The organism is Teichococcus globiformis, assembly GCF_042646265.1.
GTDB lineage: Bacteria > Pseudomonadota > Alphaproteobacteria > Acetobacterales > Acetobacteraceae > Pseudoroseomonas > Pseudoroseomonas globiformis.
Genome location: NZ_JBHRTN010000018.1, coordinates 851,393 through 867,359, shown reverse-complemented (window position 1 = coordinate 867,359; position 15,967 = coordinate 851,393). Strand labels below are relative to the sequence as shown.

Here is a 15,967-nt window from a genome sequence, read left to right as displayed (position 1 = left end):
GGCGTTCCGGCGCAGGTCAGATGGCGCGGAAGCCGAAATCACCAATGGTCTTGAACGAAAGGCGGAACAGCAGCACCGTCTCGGACGGGTAGTAATTCGCCCGCGTGCTCGGCTCCGCATAGGATTTGGAGAAGTGCGTGGCGAAGATCAGGCATTCATCCTCATAGGTAAGGTTCCCGCCCACATTGACGGAACGGTTCAGCTCGAGGTCGTAGCGCCCGAAGGCCCCGACACTCCAGAAGCGGCCGAGCCGCGTCTGCACCCCGCCCGCGACTTCCCGCCGCTCACGCGTCGAGATCAGCGCGTCGGAGGGCGTGGTGTAGAGGTAGCTGGCGTTCAGCGCGACCGGGCCCAGGCTGATGCGGCCCTGGGTTTCCACCAGCCGCGCATCCAGCCCGTCCTTGTCCAGCCGGGTGCGGGCGATCAGGTCGAGCCAAGGGGTCGGCGACAGCCGCACCCGCCCGACCCAGTCGGAGGCCTTGTCGCGCAGGCCCGAATCCTCCTGGAACACCTCCGCCTCCGTGGTGCGGAACGAACGGCCGGCCATGGCCTCAAGCTGCCCGCCATTGGGGAAGTACCAGGCGCCGCGCAGCGCGGCATCGACGCGCGTGCCGCCCTCCTGCCGGTCCCGCCCGTAGAAGCGGTTGAGCTGGAACAGGTTGGCGTCGGTGAATTCGAAGCCGTAGCTGTCCTCGTTCGGCACGTCGGTCTGCCGGCCGGTGGCGGGGCCGGTGACCAGCTGGACGCGTGGCTCCAGCAACTGGCTGCCATAGTTGCCGGCGCTGCGGATGAAGGGCATGCGCCAGTCGAGGCCGAGGCGCACATTGCCGGTGATGTCGTTCACCGTGCCGGTGTTGCCGAAATTTGGCGCACGGTCGAAGTCATCCACCCAGCGGCCGATGCCGTCGGCCTGGCCCCGAAACGTCCAGACCGAGCCCATGCTGTCGATCTGCGGACGTTCATAGGTGATGCGGGAGGCGAAGCGGCGGGTATCGGTTCCCTGGCTGCGGCTGATGGCGAAGGCGTTGGCATCGAGCGTCAGGAAGCCGCCGAAGCGGTCGCGGCCGAACCAGCGGTCGCCGTAGAGATTGGGCAGCACCAGTGGGATCTGTCCGGTGTCGTCCACCTCCGACAGGCCCTGGTAAAAGCGCGTATCGGCGCGGAAGAAGCTTTCCGTGCCCCAGAAGCTTTCCAGGTACAGGTCGGAGACGAGCTGCCGCTGTGCAGGATAGCGCCAGGCGCGCAGATAGCTCTCGCTGCTGGCGCGGTTCAGGTTGAAGCCGGTGCGCCAGTTCTCGTCGATGGCGAACTGGCCGGAGGAAAAGATGTGGCCGCCGAGCCCTTCCTCGTCCCGCGCGCCGTCCCGCTGGCCGACCGAGCCGTTCAGCTTGATCTCGCCCGCATTGAAGCGGCGCCGGTAATCGAGGCCAAGCGCCGGGTCCTGCTTGGTGGAGAAGGTCGGCGAAATGATGGCGTCTGAGCTGTCGTCGATCGCCCAGTAATAGGGTGTCTCTATGAAGCCGCCGAGAAAGCTCGAGGAGCCGAAGCTGGGCGTCAGGAAGCCGGACTGCCGCGGCACGGAGGGATCGGGATGCGACAGGTAAGGTGTCCAGAACACCGGCACGCCGCCGAACAGCAGCGAGGCGTCGCGGTAGCGCAGCCGCTTTTCCGCTTGGTCATGCGTGGCGAGACGAGCGCGCAGCTGCCAGAGCGGTGCGGCTTCCGGGTCATCGGCGCAGAGATCGCAGGAGGAATACAGCACCCTTGACATGTCGAGGATGCTGCCATCGGTGCGCCGCGCTCCATTGGCGACCATGCGGCCATTCTGCGCGAGACGCGCAGACAGGCCCTGAAGCACGCCGTCGCGCAGATTGCCGGTCAGGTCCGCCCGGTCGGCGAACAACACCTGCCCGTCCGGCTGCAGCAACTGAACGTTGCCCTCCACGGTGGCGATGCCGGTTTCCCGGTTATAGGTGAAGCGGTCAGCGCGCAGGATGCGGTCGTTCTGCCAGGCTTCCACCGCGCCGGTCGCGGTGACCCGGTTGTTGTCCCGGTCGTATTCCACCTGTTCGGCGGTGAAGGTGACGGGGGCGTTGTTGCCGGTCTGACTGGGGTCCCTGGCGCCTGGCGGGAGGGGGGCGGGCGGTGGCGCCGGGGCGGCGGCGGCGGCCGGGGATATGGTCGGTGAGGGCGTGCCTTCCGGCACCGGGATCGAGCCCGGCCCTCCCGAGCGCAGCGCGTCGCTGGTGCCGAGCACGCCCTGCGCCCGGCCTTCCCCCCGCGGTGCCGCCAGGGCGATCAGCGCGGCGCTGCCCAGCAGCAGGCCGCGCCAGCCGGTAGTCCAGCGGGCGTAATCCCGGGCGGGGCGTCCAGTGGGGCACCCATCGGGGCGGGGCGTGGCATCGCGCGGGGCTCGGTCCATTCCGCCTGCATAGCGGCTTCGCCGAGCGGGGGCGAGAGGGTTGCGCGGCCGCCTGCCGCGGTCCTTCCGGCTGTCAGCCATCCTCCACGTAGAGCAGGAGGGTCAGGGCGAACATCAGACCGGCCACGGAGGGCGCCCACGCCGCGAGCACCACGGGCAGGGTGCCCGCCTGGCCCAGCTCCTCCACCACCTTGTCCAGCAGGAACAGAGCGAAGCCGGCGGCAACACCCGCGCCCAGCATCTGCGCCACGCCGCCGCGCCGGGCGTGGCGCATGGAAAAGCCGGCCGCCAGCAACCCCATGGCCACGGCCAGCAGCGGCGTGGACAGGAGCGACTCGAAATAGAGCCGGTGGCGCACCGCCGAGAACCCAGAACTTTCCAGCACCCGGATGAACTCCGGCAGTGCCCAGAAGGAAAGGGTATCGGGGGCTGCGAAGCTTTCCTCGATGCGGTCCGGCGTCAGCGTAGTGCGCACACGCAGACTTTCCGGCGGGGTGGGCTGACGGTTGGTGGCAAAGGTGACGGCCTGCGACAGCTCCCAGGCGCCCGGCGTCAGCAGCGCTTCGGGCGCCTCAACACGCTCGAGCGGCCGGTCCGTGGCGGAAAGCCGCCAGAGCGAGGCCTCGCGCAGCACGAAGCCGCGCGGCGTGATTTCCGGCACGCCGGCCAGGATGGCGACACCGCCCGGCTGCACGGAATCGTCCGACTGACGCAGCCAGAGCCGTCCTCCGGCCAGCGAACTCATGCTCTGGGCATTGCGCAGATAAGTGGCATCCATCCGCTCCGCGCGGGAGAACATGGCGGCCGAGAGTGGCGAGATCACGGTCATCGCCAACACGCCGAGAAGGGCGGCCACCACCACCGGGCCGGCCAGGAAGCTCCAGGCCGAGACCCCTGCGGCGCGCGCCACCACCAGTTCCGAAGCGCGGGACAACCGCCAGAAGGCGATGATGCCGCCCAGCAGCACGCCGAAAGGCAGGATCTGCATGATGACGAACGGCAGGCGCAGGGATGCGATGGTGGCCACCAGGGCAAAGCCCGCATCTTCTCGCGTGGCGGCGCGGCGCAGCAGCTCGATAAAGTCGAACAGCGCGACCAGGGCCGCAAGGGCAACGATCATGGCCAGCGCCATGCCGGCGAAGCGGCGGGCGATGTACAGGGTCAGGGTGGGGGAGAAGACGGGCATGGCCGCTCAGCCCTCCGCAGCCGGCTGAACACGCCGGCGCGGCAGGCCGGGGCTGCCCGAGAGCACCCAGGCCGCGCCCAGGGCGGGTGCCAGCGCATGCAGCCAGATCAATGGAACGAAGCGGTTGTCACGCGCCGCCAGATTGCCGATCGAAAGGCCGAGCGCCAGCAGCGTCACCACAATGCCCACGCCGATCAGCGCCGGGCGCCAGTCGCCATAGCGGCGGAAGCTGCTGGCAAGGGCAACGGCCAGCCCCACCATGGCGAAGGACAGGGCGGTGAAGGGGCCGGCCAGCCGGCCGTGGCCTTCGGCACGGAACTTCACGATGTCGCGCTCCGGCAGGTTCTCCGCCGGGTTGGGATAGAGCAGCTCGGGCACGAAGCGTTCCCGCGAGTCTCGGTTGCGGGGCGCCTCGGGCTCATTGCGGCCGGATTCGGCAAGGTCGAGGCTGTTCTCGGCGAAGGACAGGGTGGACAGCCGCGCCGGCCGGGTGGGCGTCGCCGGATCGAGCTGCTGCCGCACCCCGTTCAGCAGGGTGACCCGCGGTCCGGCAGGGCCTGAGATCAGCCGCCCCTGCTGGGCCATGATGGTGACGGGAGCGCCCGGCTCGCGCGTGTCGTGCACCAGAATGCCGCGCAGGGTGCCATCGGCGTCGCGCCGCCGCGCGTAAACGGTGAGGTCCTCGCCCAGGGCGGAGAACACCCCTTCCTGCAGCAGTACGGCAGCCATCTCGTTGCGGATCTCGAACTGCCAGGAACGGAAGGCGGCATGACTCACCGGCACCAGCCAGAGCTGCATGAACAGGCACAGCCCGGTGGCGACCGCCGCCACCAGCAGCGCCGGCCGCGCCAGCCGCCAGTCCGACAGCCCGGCGGCGCGCATCACCACCAGCTCCCGGTCGGCGGTCAGCCGCACATAGGTGAACAGCACCACCACAAAGGTGGTGATCGGCAGGATCACCGCGAAGAAGGAGGGCAGCAGCAGCCCGGTCAGCTCGATGAACACGGCGAGCGACAGGCCGCGGTCCAGCACCAGCTCGATGAAGCGCAGGCTCTGGGTCAGCCAGACCAGTGCCGCCAGGCCGATGGTCACGGCCAGCAGCGTCACGCCAAGCTGACGGAACAGGTAGCGGTCGAGACGGGTCATGCGGGGAAGATGCGTCCTTTGGCTGTCCGGCGGGCGGGGCGGGCAGGTGGTTGCGCAGCATGTAGGCCCCCCCGGGGGCCGCGCCAAGCCGTGCGGCCGAGACTTGCTCCGGGCTGCTTGTCCGGGACTACTCGCCCAGAAAGGCGCGCAGCACCGCCGCCGGCACAATGCGGGTGCGGGAGGCCGCACCGCTGCGGCCCGATGGATCGAGCCGGTGGCTCACCAGCCCGGCCAGACATTGCGCCATCGGGTCGATCACCGCGCCGCCCGATTCACCGGGTTCCAGCGGCAGGGGCAGCTCGGCATAGAAGCCGTGGATGGGGTCGGCTTCGTGCACCAGGTCCAGGATGCGGGTGGGCGCGTGACGGCGCGGCGTCACCACCTCCACCGCCTGGCCGGGCAGCAGCGGGGCGGCGCAAAGGCCGATAAACGCCGCGCCGGGCGGCATGGCGGGGCCGCGCAGCAGGGCCACATCCCGCCCCCCGACATAAAAGGTGCCGATCCCCGCGCCAAGATCCGCCTGCCCCGCCCGGAGCATCTCGGCCGGAAACGCGGACCCGGCGAAGCGGAGGGTGGCGGAGCCGGGCTGCGCCGTTCTGCTGCAGCCATGCAGCAGGGCCTGGGTGCCGTCCACCAGATGCGCTGCCGTCAGAAAGCGCGCCCGCCCCACATGGACCGCCACGCCACTGGAAAGGCAATGGGGGCCACGCCCCGCACTGACGGAGGCCAGGCTGGCGCGCTCCGCGCCCTGGTCGTCTTGGCCAACGCGACTGCCGCCGGAGGGCAAGGCGGCGCAGCCGCCAGCCAGCAGGGTGGCGAACAGCAACGCGATGACCAGCAGGACCGGCAACGGCCTGGTGCCGCGTGTCTGACGGCGGGGCACGGAGCGGCCTTGCCGGGAAGGGCAACAGGGCAGCATGGATGCATCATGGCCGCGTGGCGGGCGCCGGCCCGGCCACAAGGTCGTGGGCGGCGATCACTTCAGGAAGAAGCTCTTCACCCGCGCCTCACGCCCCCGCAGCAGCGAGCTGCGGATATGACGCACCGTGTTCTGGCCTTCGTTGCGGGCGATGTAGTCTTCCTCCGGCACCCGGTCCATCAGCACGCGCCAGATGTCCAGGATGTCCTGGCGTGTCGCCAGGCGGTCCGGATTGAAGAGGCGCTGGCGCATGGCAGTCAGTTCGGGCTCCAGCCGCTCGGCGCGGAAGTGGGCGTGATGCGCCCGCTTGGCCTCAATGAAGCCGGCCAGGGTGGCCTCGGCCAGGATCGGCAACTGGTCCGGCAAGGTGTCGGCATAAACCATGGCGTCGTAGCCGTGGCGCTCGAAATTGGCGTCGCGAAAGGACTGCCCCTGCCGTCCGATATACCGGGCATAGCAAACATCGAGGTTGACCCGGCCGAAGCCTAGCTCAGCGCACGCCATGGTCTTGGACACATCCTGCGAGGATTGCGCGCTGGCCACCGCCTTTTCCAGGTAGGTCTCGACCAGCCGCAGATGCGGGCGGCCCTGGTAGTCGCTCTCGTTCCAGATGGTGTGGAACGGTGCCAGCCAGGGCTGCATGGCGTGCCAACAGGCGGCCGTCAGGCCGAAGCCCCAATGGTGCTCCAGCGGGATAAAGCGCGGGCGCGTCGGGTCGCTTGTATGGCGGTGGCTGCCATAGGCAGCGAAATAGCCCAGCCGGGGATGCGCCGGCAGTTGCAGGCGGATCGTTTCCAGCATGGCAAGGTAATGCGGGCCGAGTTCCAGATCCTCCTCGAAGAAGTAGCCGACCTCGGCGCCGAGCGTCTCGAAAGCCAGGGCTTCACCGCGATGCAGGTTCAACGCGATGCCGAGGTTCTTCGGTGCGGCATGCACCTGGCCGCGTGGCAGCTCCTCGCGGAAGGCAGCAATGTTGGCGGCAATCTCGGCATCCTCGGCGAAGCGCATGCCGGACCGTGGCGAAACGGCGCCGTCCTGCATCAGGTGAATGTCGGCCTCATGCAGCGCGACCCCCTGCTGCGCCTTCAGCGAGCGGCACAGCCGCCGCAGGTAGTCCGGCCGGTTGAAGGCGAAGATGACGATGGGTGGCAGGCTCATGAGGCCTCGTTCTTCGCCGGGGAGGATGGTTCCGCCTGGGGACGTGGTGCCGCGGCGCGGGCAAGGCGATCGCGGATCGCGACGCCGAGGCCATCCGCCGGGATGGGCTGGGCGGCGATACGGGAAAGCTTCAGCCGCCTTCCTTCCGCATCCAGCCAGCGCAGTCCGGCGAAAAGGCGCGATGCCGCTTCCCGCGTGTCGCCACGCTCGCTGAGCTGGAAATACAGGGCCGCGTCCGGCAAGGGACGGCCAAAGGCCAGCAACGCTTCTCCCGGGAACAGAGCGGCCGCTTCCAGCCGTACCGGCAGGGACGGCGCATAGTGCGAGGACAGCATGCCGGGTGCCTTCACCCCCGGCCCATCCGCAGCCGGGTGCGCCCGCCCGATCGGGCCGATCAGTGCGGCCAGGGCTTCCTCCGGCACGCCGCCCGGACGGAGCAACAGCGGCACAGGGCCGGAAAGGTCCAGCACGGTGCTTTCCACCCCGACCACGCAGGTTCCGCCATCCAGCACCGCGTCGATGCGTCCGCCCAACCCTTCCAGCACGTGATCCGCGCTGGTGGGAGAAACGGCGCCCGACGGGTTGGCCGAGGGCGCTGCCACCGGCACCCCGGCACGTTCCAACAGCGCATGAGCCAGCGGATGCGCCGGCACCCGCACCGCCAGCGTGTCGAGCCCGGCCGCCGTCAGCAGGTCGATCCGTGCCGTCGGCGCGCGCGGCAGCACCAGCGTCAGCGGGCCGGGCCAGAAGTGCGCCGCCACCGTCCGGGCACGGTCGTCGGCCAACACCTCCGTGAAGGCGGCCCCCGCGCTCGCGAAATGGCTGATCAGCGGGTTGAAGCTCGGACGCCCCTTGGCAGCGTAGATGGCGGCCACCGCCCGGGCGTTCCGCGCATCGGCGCCGAGGCCGTACACCGTCTCGGTCGGGAAGGCGACGAGCCGCCCCTCGCGCAGCAGCGCCGCCGCGCGGTCCAGCTTCGCCCCATCGAGCCGCAGCGTCACGCGGCACCCTGGCACAGAAACGGCGCGTTCTCCCAGCCCGGCTTGCCATAGGCCAGCGGCGTGCCGTCGAAATTGGTGCAGCGCCCACCGGCCCCGATCAGCACCGCCTCGGGCGCCGCCGTATCCCATTCCATGGTGCGGCCGAAGCGTGGGTAAACATCCGCCACGCCCTCAGCCAGGCGGCAGAACTTCACCGCCGAGCCGATCTGCACGATCTTCGCGACGCGGCGCCCTGCCAGGAACTCGGTGAGGCGCGGATCGTCCTTGTAGTGGCGGCTGCCCATTACGGTCAGCCCTTCCTCCGGCACGCGGCGTGCGGCGATGGGGCGTTCGCTGCCATCGGCCTCGCGCTTCCAGGCGCCTTGGCCGACGATGCCGGTGAACAGCTCGCCATAGGCCGGGATGGCGACTGCGCCGAGGCGCGGCCGCCCATCCACCACCAGCCCGATGTTGACCGTGAACTCGGCCCGGCCTGCGGCGAATTCCCGCGTGCCGTCCAGCGGATCGACCAGCCAGTAGCGCGGTTTGTCGGTGGTGATGTCGGCGGCCGAGCATTCCTCCTCGGCGATCACGGGAATGTCGGGCACTGCCAGCCGCAGCCCTTCGGCGATGATCGCCTCGGCCAGCCGGTCGGCGGCGGTGACGGGGCTCATATCCTCCTTGCGTTCCACGGCGAAGCCGGCGTCGCGGACGGAGAGGATGGCGGCGGCGGCGCTTTGGGCGAGGCGGGCGGCAAGCGCGAGCAGATCGGCATCGGTCATTTCGCCGACGGGTGTAGCACTGCGCGGCGCCGCTTGCGCGAGTCATTCAATGCCCTGGCGGCGCTGCCGGAAGCCACCGCCCGGGCAACCCGCTCAGAGATTAAACGACAGCCGCATGCCGATGGCCTCGAAGTCGCGGCTTTCGTCGGGCAGCACGATGCGGCCATTCTGGTAGTTCAGCATGACCTTGAGCCAGGAGGCTGGGTACCAGTTCACCCCGCCGGTCCAGATGCGCTGAGCCCCGCCTTGCACCGGGCCGTCACGCAGATCGGCCTCGCTGTAGCGCCCGGCGAGCTCCAGCGCGCCCCAATCTCCGGCCATCGGGTTGAAAGCGCCTTCGCCCCGGGGGCGCTTCCAGCTGCCGGCCTCGGCGTCGCGCTGCCGCGGCTGGCCCAGGAGGGTGTAGGACAAGGCGCCGTACCAGGCGGTGCCGGTGCGGCTGCCATCCTCCGGCGTGTCGAAGACCAGCCACTGGTACTCGGCCTGGCCGTAGAAGCGGCCTGTGGCAAAGGCGAATTCCGGCCCCGCGGCCCAGATGTTGTCCGCATCCACCGAGCCGGTGTCGAGGAACTCACGCGAATCGACGCGCAGTTCGGGATGGTCGCCGAGGCTGGCCTCGCTGTAGCCGCCATCCGAGCCGGGGCGGAACTGCCACGCAAAATTGCCGCCGAGCTGCGCCTGCATTCCCGGCAGGTCCAGCGGCAATGCGGTGGCACGGGCCGCGACGCCCCGCTGCCCCCATTCCTGTGGCACGTTGACGTTGCCACCGAGCAGGTAGCCTGCGGCGGTCCAGCGCGCGCCATGCGCCTCCAGCCCTACGCCCAGGCGGCGGTCGCCGCTGCTCACGCTCGTGGCCAGGTTGGAGGCCATGGCGCGCTCCATGAACAGCAGGTCGAAGGAGGAGGAGGAGCGCTCCAGCATATGCGATGGCTGGAAGGCACCGCCGCGGATCGTCGCCCAGCCGAGGCCGCTCCAGGCGATCTGCGCCTCGTATAGGTCGCTGGCATTGCCGGGCGAGGAGGAGCCGAAATCCCATACGAAGGATGCCTCGAAATCGCCCGGAAGCTCGGCGTCGAAGCCGACGCGGCCGCGGCGGAGATTGGTGCCGGAGCGGAAGCCGTCTGGCTCGTCCTGTCCCCAGTAGGAGCCGGCATCGGCGTCGAGACGCAGCACCGGCGACAGGCGCACCGCGCCGTCGTCCAGACGCAGCTCCGGACTCCCCGCATTCCAGGAGAACCCGTCCTGCGCCGTCGCCGGAGCGGCGAAAGCCAGAAGCGGGGCGGCGAGAAGCAGGGGCAAGGTGGTGGCGGATGGCTGGCGCATGGCGGGTCTCCCGGTGGGCATTGGGGCACGCGAAAGGCGGCCGAGCCCAGAAGCCGCCCGTGGCCGGAGGGGTTGCCGCGGTTCATCGGATTGTAGTGGCGGCGGCAGACCGTGCCGGGGCGCTAGCCCCTGGCGCACACGGCGCCGGGTGTTATCGTTCCGTCATGCCCGGGCTGGTCCCGGCCGCAGATCTGGAGTTGCCGCATGCCCGACATCCTGTTCGTCAAGCCCGCCCTGCCGCGCTCCGGCGCGCTGGTTCTGCCGCTGGCCGAGGGCTTCACCCTGACCGGGCTGGCGGCACAGGCGGACGAAGCGGTGGGCGGCGCGGTGACGCGTGGGCTGGAAGCCGCCGGCTTCAAGGGCCGCAAGGGGCAGAGCTGCACCCTTTGGGCACCAGGCGACCGCAACAGCCACATCTCCCGCATCGTGGCGGTGGGTCTCGGCGCCGCTCCGGATGCCCGTGGCGCCGAGACGGCCGGTGGGGCTGCACTGCCGCTGGTCGCGGCCGAACCGGAAGTGACGGTTGCGACCGACGGGCTGAACGCGGCGCTGACCGCCGCCTTTGCCTTCGGCATGCGGCTGCGCGGCTACCGCTTCGACAAATACCGCACCAAGGAGCCGGCGGAAGAAAAGCCGAAGCTGGTCCGCCTGTCGCTGGCGACGCCGGAGCCGGATGCGGCCCGTGCCGCCCATGCGCCGCTTTCCGCCATCGCGCATGGCGTGTTCTTGGCCCGCGACCTGGTCAGCGAGCCACCCAATGTGCTGTTCCCGGCCGAGATGGCGGATCGCTGCCGCGCGCTGGAGAAGCTCGGGGTCACCGTCGAGGTGCTGAAGCCCAAGGAGCTTCAGGAGCTGGGCTTCGGCGCCTTGCTGGGCGTGGCGCAAGGCAGCGTGCGGGAAGCGCGTGTTGTGGTGATGCGGTGGGAAGGCGGCGCCCAGGATGCCGCGCCGGTTGGCCTGATCGGCAAGGGCGTCACCTTCGATACCGGCGGCATCTCCATCAAGCCGGCCGGCGGCATGGAGGACATGAAGTTCGACATGGCCGGCGCCGCAGCCGTGATCGGCGCCATGGCCGCCATTGCGGGACGCAAGGCCAAGGTGAACGCCGTCGGGCTGGTGGGGCTGGTGGAGAACATGCCCTCCGGCACGGCGCAGCGTCCGGGTGATGTGGTGAAGTCGCTTTCCGGGCAGACCATCGAGGTGATCAACACCGATGCCGAGGGCCGGCTGGTGCTGGCCGATGTGCTCACCTACGCGCAGCAGCGCTTCCGCCCCCGCTTCATGGTCGACCTGGCGACCCTGACGGGCGCTATCATCGTGGCGTTGGGCCATGAGCATGCCGGGCTGTTCAGCAATGACGACACGCTGGCGCAGCAGCTCCAGGCGGCCGGGCTGGGCGTGGAGGAGAAGCTGTGGCGCATGCCGCTCGGCGACGCCTACGACAAGCAGATCAAGTCCGATATCGCCGACATGAAGAATGTGGGCGGGCGTCCTGGCGGATCCATCACCGGGGCGCAGTTCATCCAGCGCTTCGTGGACACGCGGGACGGCAAGATGGCCTGGGCGCATCTCGACATCGCCGGCACCGCCTGGGCCACCAAGGACCATCCCACCGTGCCCAAGGGAGCGACCGGCTTCGGCGTGCGGCTGCTCGACCGTCTGGTGGCCGAGCATTACGAGAGCTGAGGCCAAGCGGCAGCGTGAAGGAGCCATTGGATAGCCGCCGATGATGCGCGTGCGGCTGCGCGCGACACTGGGCCCCCGCGCCGCCGGTCGCCTTCGCCTCCTGCCGGAACAGGGTCCGGTGGCCGAGGGAGTGCGGTTCTGGGACGGCGTGCTGCGCATTCCCATGGGGCCGGAGCCCGGTAACCGCGCGGAGGCCCGCCGGCGGGCCGAGCGGGCCGGGGCGCTGGCCGCTGCCGCATTGCCCGAGGGCATGCCGCGCGCCGTGCTGGACGCGCGAGCCCTCGCACCGGAGGAGGCGGTGGCGATCACCGCCGGGCTGGCTCTGCGCGCACCCGCCGGCTTCAGGCTCGATCTCTGGCATGGTGATGCAGAGGCGCTTGCCCCGCTTTGGGATGCCGAATGGTCGGTGCTGCAGGGGGTGATGCTGGCCCGAGAGTTGGTGGCCATGCCTGGCAATGCGCTGACACCCAAGGTCTTCGCCCACCGACTGAAGCGGCTGGAAGCGCATGGCGTCGCCGTGCAGATCCTCCGTCGGGGGGCAATGAAGCGGGCCGGTTTCGGCGGGTTGCTGGCGGTGGGGCAGGGCTCCGCCAACCCGCCACGCCTGGTGGTGCTGCGCTGGGCCGGTCGCATTCCGGCGGCGCCGGTGGTGTTTGTCGGCAAGGGGATCACCTTCGACAGTGGCGGCGTCAGCCTCAAGCGCGGCGCAATGCATGAGATGCGAGAGGACATGGCCGGCGCCGCTGCCTGCGCAGGAGCCATGCTGGCATTGGCGCTGCGCGACAGCCCGGCCCCCGCCGCGGCCGTGCTGGCCCTGGCGGAGAATGCCATCGGTGCCGCGGCCTGCCGCCCCGGCGATGTGGTGTCCACTCTGGCGGGCTACACGGTGGAAGTGGTCGACACCGATGCCGAAGGGCGTCTCGCTCTGGCCGATGCGCTGAACTACGCGGTGCGCGCCTTCAGGCCGGAGGTGGTGATCGACCTCGCCACCCTGACCGGTGCCGCCATCGCGGCACTCGGCCATCAGCGGGCCGCGCTCTACGGCAACGATCCCGTGCTGGCGGCGGCGCTGTGCGCGGCCGGTGAGGCGGTGGGCGAGCGGCTTTGGCCCCTGCCGGTGACGGAGGCCGACCGGCGGGCGCTGGACAGCGACGTCGCCGACCTCCGGCAATGCTCGCCGGAGCGTGGCCAGCCCGATGGCAGCCATGCCGCCGCCTTTCTGCGCGAGTTCCTGGGCGGCGAACCGCTGGGCTGGGCGCATCTCGACATGGCCGGTATGGTGGGCGAAGCGGCAAAGGGCAAGGATGCGCCGCTTTCCATTCCTGGCGGCTTCGGCGTGCGGCTGCTCTGCACGCTGGTGGGCGCGCGCTTCGAGGACCCGCACCGGCTGTGAGCGAGATCGGCTTCTACCACCTGACCCGCACGCCCATGGAGGCGGCGCTGCCGAAGCTGCTGGGCCGCGTGCTGGCGCAGAATGGGCGGGCGGTGGTGCGGTTGACCGATCCGGAACGGCTGGAAAGCCTCGACGCCTCGCTCTGGCTTTGTCCGGATCCGGACTGGCTGCCCCATGGCTCCGCCCGCAACGGTGATGCCGAGCTCCAACCCATCTGGCTGACCACGGAAGAAGAGGCGCCGAATGGCGCGCGCTTCCTGTTCCTGGTGGATGGCGCCGGCTCCTCCCGGCTGGCGGAGTTCGAGCGGGTGTTCGACCTGTTCGACGGGCAGGACGAAGCGGCGGTGCAGGCCGCGCGCCGGCGCTGGGCAGCGGCCAAGGCTGAAGGGCATGGGCTTACTTACTGGCAGCAAGGCGAGCGAGGCTGGGAACGCAAGGCCTGATCCCGGCAGAGAGCGTCCTTCCCGGCGCCCTTCGCAGCGCGTTTCGGCAACCGTTCAGATGAAGCCCTCAAACATGTCGGTGCGCCGCGGCGCCCGTGTTTCGCTCAGGTGCAAGGACAGGCAGGGCCAGCGACGGGTTGACCGCGAGACATGGGCTTCTGCCGTGCAAGTGGGCGAGCAGCAGAGCCTCTTCCGGCCAGAGCGTCGTCGAAGCGCCAGCGTGGCGCTCTTGCGGTCACACCGATGCCAGCACAAGCTGTGCCGATGCGCGGCCGGAACGGGCGCGCCAGGAGGAACGATCCGCATGAACACCACACGTCGCGGCCTGCTGGCCGCCGCCGGCGGCTTGGCCGGCGCATCCCTGCTCGGCCGGGCAGCGGCGGCGCAGTCCTTTCCCTTCAGGCCGAACCAGCGCTACCCCGATCCGGCGGTGCAGATTCTGGACCCCAGCTTCGCGAAGTACCGCATCTTCAGCAGCACGGTGGAGCAAGTGGCGACCGGCATGCGCTGGGCCGAGGGACCGGCCTATTTCCCCGATGGCGGTTACCTGCTCTGCAGCGACATCCCCAACAACCGCATCATGAAGTTCAACGAGCGCGACGGCCGCTTCACCGTGTTCCGCGAGCCGGCCAACTACGCGAACGGCAATGTGCGGGACCGGCAGGGGCGCCTCGTCACCTGCGAGCATTCGGTGACCCGCCGCGTCACCCGCACGGAAAAGGACGGCACGCTGACGGTGCTGGCCGACCGCTATCAGGGCAAGCGGCTGAACGCGCCCAATGACGTGGTGGTGCGGTCCGACGAGACGATCTGGTTCACCGACCCGCTTTTCGGCATCAATGGCGAGTGGGAGGGCAGCCGCGCCACGCCGGAACAGCCCACCACCAATGTCTACCGCATCGGCACGGATGGCGCGCTGACAGCGGTGATCACGGATCTGGTCAACCCCAATGGCCTCGCCTTTTCCCCCGATGAGCGCAAGCTCTACGTCGTCGAGTGGCGGGGCACGCCCAATCGTAGCATCTGGAGCTACGACGTGCAGCCGGACGGCACGGTGGGTGGCAAGACCAAGCTGATCGACGCCGCCGACCAGGGCGCGCTGGACGGGTTCAAGGTGGACCGCGACGGCAACCTCTGGTGCGGCTGGGGCAGCAACGGGGCACTGGCGAGCGAGCCGGTGGAGATGAACGGCCGCCGGATCTACCCCCTGCGAGGCAATCCGGAAGACCTGGATGGGGTGATGGTGTTCAACCCCCAGGGCAAGGCGCTGGCCTTCATCCGCCTGCCGGAGCGCTGCGCCAATCTGTGCTTCGGCGGACCCAAGAACAATCGCCTCTACATGACCAGCTCGCATTCGCTCTACGCACTGACCGTGGAGGCCCATGGTGCTGTTTGAGGATCGGCAGGTCTTCTGCAGAAACAGTCAAGTTCATGATTCAGCGAGAGAAACGAATTGGGGGGCCTGACGATTTCTGTTGCAGTCCCGGGCGCAGCGCTGGTATCCAGGACGTGCCTCACGAGATTGTGAGCGCATTTCTTCTCCAGTGGCATTTTCCTCCTCAAGAACTGGCCGCTCCTTCGGGAGCGGCTTTTTTTGCTTCTTTCGTCGGCAAGGCGTCGGGCAACCGGCGCAGCCGCGGCACGGGGGACAGGGCGATCACCAATGCCTGCACGGCGAAGCAGGCCGCCGATGCCCAGAGAACGGCCTCCACGTCGGACCAGGCAGCCAGGGCGGCACCGAGCGCGGCGCCTACAGGCCGTGCCCCGAAGGTGGCGGTCAGCACCAGGGCGGAAACACGCCCAAGCATTGGCAACGGCGTCACGGCCTGGCGCAATGTGGTCGTGCCGATGGTCCACAGCACCGGCCCCACGCCGAACAGCAGAAAGGCTGTGCCAGCCAGGGCGGGCGCATTCGCTCCTGGCACCGCCATGGCCAGCAGCAGCAGCCAGGATGCCAGCACCGCGCTGGCCGGTCCCAGGGCGATCAGCGTGCCGCAGGGCAGAAGGCGGCCAAGCGGGCCGGCCGCCATGGCCCCCGCCACCATGCCGCCGCCGTAGAGGCCGAGCACCAGCCCAACTGCCGCCGGCGTCATGCCGATGCCTTGCAACGCCCAGGCGACAAATACCGCCATCAACAGGAACCAGGCCAGGTTGAAGGCCACCGCCGTCAGCAGGATGGGCCGCAGCAGCGGATGGCCGAGCACGAAGCCGGCAGCCTCCCCCAGCGCGCGCAACGGCGCGCCCCTGCTGCTGCCGGCCGGTCCGGACGCGGGCTCCGGCAACCTTGCCAGCAGCATGGCCGCCAGCACCGCCAGTGCGGTGGCCAGGGCGTAGGCGACAGCCGCTCCGGCCCAGCCCAGCAGCGCGCCGCCCAAAGCGGGCCCGGCGGCGAAGGCCGCGCTGCGCGCCAGCTCCAGGACGCGGTTGCCGGCGGCCAGACCTTCCCGTGGCAGCAAGGCCGGCAGAAGCGCGGGCGCGGCGACGCTGTAGGCCACGGTTCCCGCCGCCCCCCAGGAAGCCGAGGGCGGC

General features: G+C 69.9%; 13 protein-coding genes. 4 read left to right on the top strand and 9 right to left on the bottom strand.

Going from position 1 to position 15,967, the window contains the following annotated elements; translation table 11 throughout:
- Positions 1–16 precede the first annotated feature (16 nt).
- From ACFOD4_RS18280 to ACFOD4_RS18245, 8 genes are all read right to left on the bottom strand, one after another.
- On the bottom strand, positions 17–2,422 hold the full coding sequence (locus ACFOD4_RS18280; protein WP_379598712.1) for an LPS-assembly protein LptD: 2,406 nt from the start codon (positions 2,420–2,422) through the stop codon (positions 17–19).
- Between the two features lie 73 nt (positions 2,423–2,495).
- Positions 2,496–3,608 carry an LPS export ABC transporter permease LptG gene (gene lptG / locus ACFOD4_RS18275; RefSeq protein ID WP_379598711.1) on the bottom strand — a complete coding sequence of 371 codons (1,113 nt, stop codon included), beginning with the start codon at positions 3,606–3,608 and terminating at the stop codon, positions 2,496–2,498.
- Positions 3,609–3,614: 6 nt separating this feature from the next.
- Positions 3,615–4,754 carry an LPS export ABC transporter permease LptF gene (gene lptF / locus ACFOD4_RS18270; RefSeq protein WP_379598710.1) on the bottom strand — a complete coding sequence of 380 codons (1,140 nt, stop codon included), beginning with the start codon at positions 4,752–4,754 and terminating at the stop codon, positions 3,615–3,617.
- Positions 4,755–4,881: 127 nt separating this feature from the next.
- On the bottom strand, positions 4,882–5,637 hold the full coding sequence (locus ACFOD4_RS18265; RefSeq protein ID WP_379598708.1) for a hypothetical protein: 756 nt from the start codon (positions 5,635–5,637) through the stop codon (positions 4,882–4,884).
- A gap of 93 nt (positions 5,638–5,730) precedes the next feature.
- A complete protein-coding gene (locus tag ACFOD4_RS18260; RefSeq protein WP_379598706.1) occupies positions 5,731–6,831 on the bottom strand; it encodes a hypothetical protein in 1,101 nt (366 codons plus the stop codon).
- A complete protein-coding gene (locus ACFOD4_RS18255) occupies positions 6,828–7,832 on the bottom strand; it encodes an L-threonylcarbamoyladenylate synthase (RefSeq protein ID WP_379598704.1) in 1,005 nt (334 codons plus the stop codon). The genes ACFOD4_RS18260 and ACFOD4_RS18255 overlap by 4 nt, the downstream gene beginning before the upstream one ends.
- Positions 7,829–8,593 (bottom strand): 3'(2'),5'-bisphosphate nucleotidase CysQ, encoded by a 765-nt coding sequence (cysQ, locus tag ACFOD4_RS18250; RefSeq protein ID WP_379598702.1) that lies wholly within the window; start codon positions 8,591–8,593, stop codon positions 7,829–7,831. Before cysQ ends, ACFOD4_RS18255 begins: the two co-directional genes overlap by 4 nt.
- Positions 8,594–8,686: 93 nt before the next feature.
- Positions 8,687–9,916 carry an OprO/OprP family phosphate-selective porin gene (locus ACFOD4_RS18245; RefSeq protein ID WP_379598701.1) on the bottom strand — a complete coding sequence of 410 codons (1,230 nt, stop codon included), beginning with the start codon at positions 9,914–9,916 and terminating at the stop codon, positions 8,687–8,689.
- Positions 9,917–10,120: 204 nt separating this feature from the next.
- Here ACFOD4_RS18245 and ACFOD4_RS18240 point away from each other — a divergent pair, with 204 nt between their 5' ends.
- The 4 genes from ACFOD4_RS18240 to ACFOD4_RS18225 all read left to right on the top strand — a co-directional run bounded on the left by ACFOD4_RS18240 (position 10,121) and on the right by ACFOD4_RS18225 (position 14,834).
- Positions 10,121–11,602 carry a leucyl aminopeptidase gene (locus ACFOD4_RS18240; protein ID WP_379598699.1) on the top strand — a complete coding sequence of 494 codons (1,482 nt, stop codon included), beginning with the start codon at positions 10,121–10,123 and terminating at the stop codon, positions 11,600–11,602.
- Between the two features lie 40 nt (positions 11,603–11,642).
- Positions 11,643–12,995: a leucyl aminopeptidase family protein gene (locus ACFOD4_RS18235; RefSeq protein WP_379598698.1), complete on the top strand. Its 1,353-nt coding sequence runs from the start codon at positions 11,643–11,645 to the stop codon at positions 12,993–12,995.
- Positions 12,992–13,438, top strand: coding sequence for a DNA polymerase III subunit chi (locus ACFOD4_RS18230; protein ID WP_379598697.1), 447 nt, complete (start codon positions 12,992–12,994; stop codon positions 13,436–13,438). Before ACFOD4_RS18235 ends, ACFOD4_RS18230 begins: the two co-directional genes overlap by 4 nt.
- Before the next feature lie 304 nt (positions 13,439–13,742).
- A complete protein-coding gene (locus ACFOD4_RS18225) occupies positions 13,743–14,834 on the top strand; it encodes an SMP-30/gluconolactonase/LRE family protein (protein WP_379598695.1) in 1,092 nt (363 codons plus the stop codon).
- 163 nt (positions 14,835–14,997) lie between these two features.
- Here the strand turns inward: ACFOD4_RS18225 and ACFOD4_RS18220 are convergent, their stop codons facing one another.
- A complete protein-coding gene (locus ACFOD4_RS18220; protein WP_379598693.1) occupies positions 14,998–15,933 on the bottom strand; it encodes an MFS transporter in 936 nt (311 codons plus the stop codon).
- Positions 15,934–15,967 lie beyond the last annotated feature (34 nt).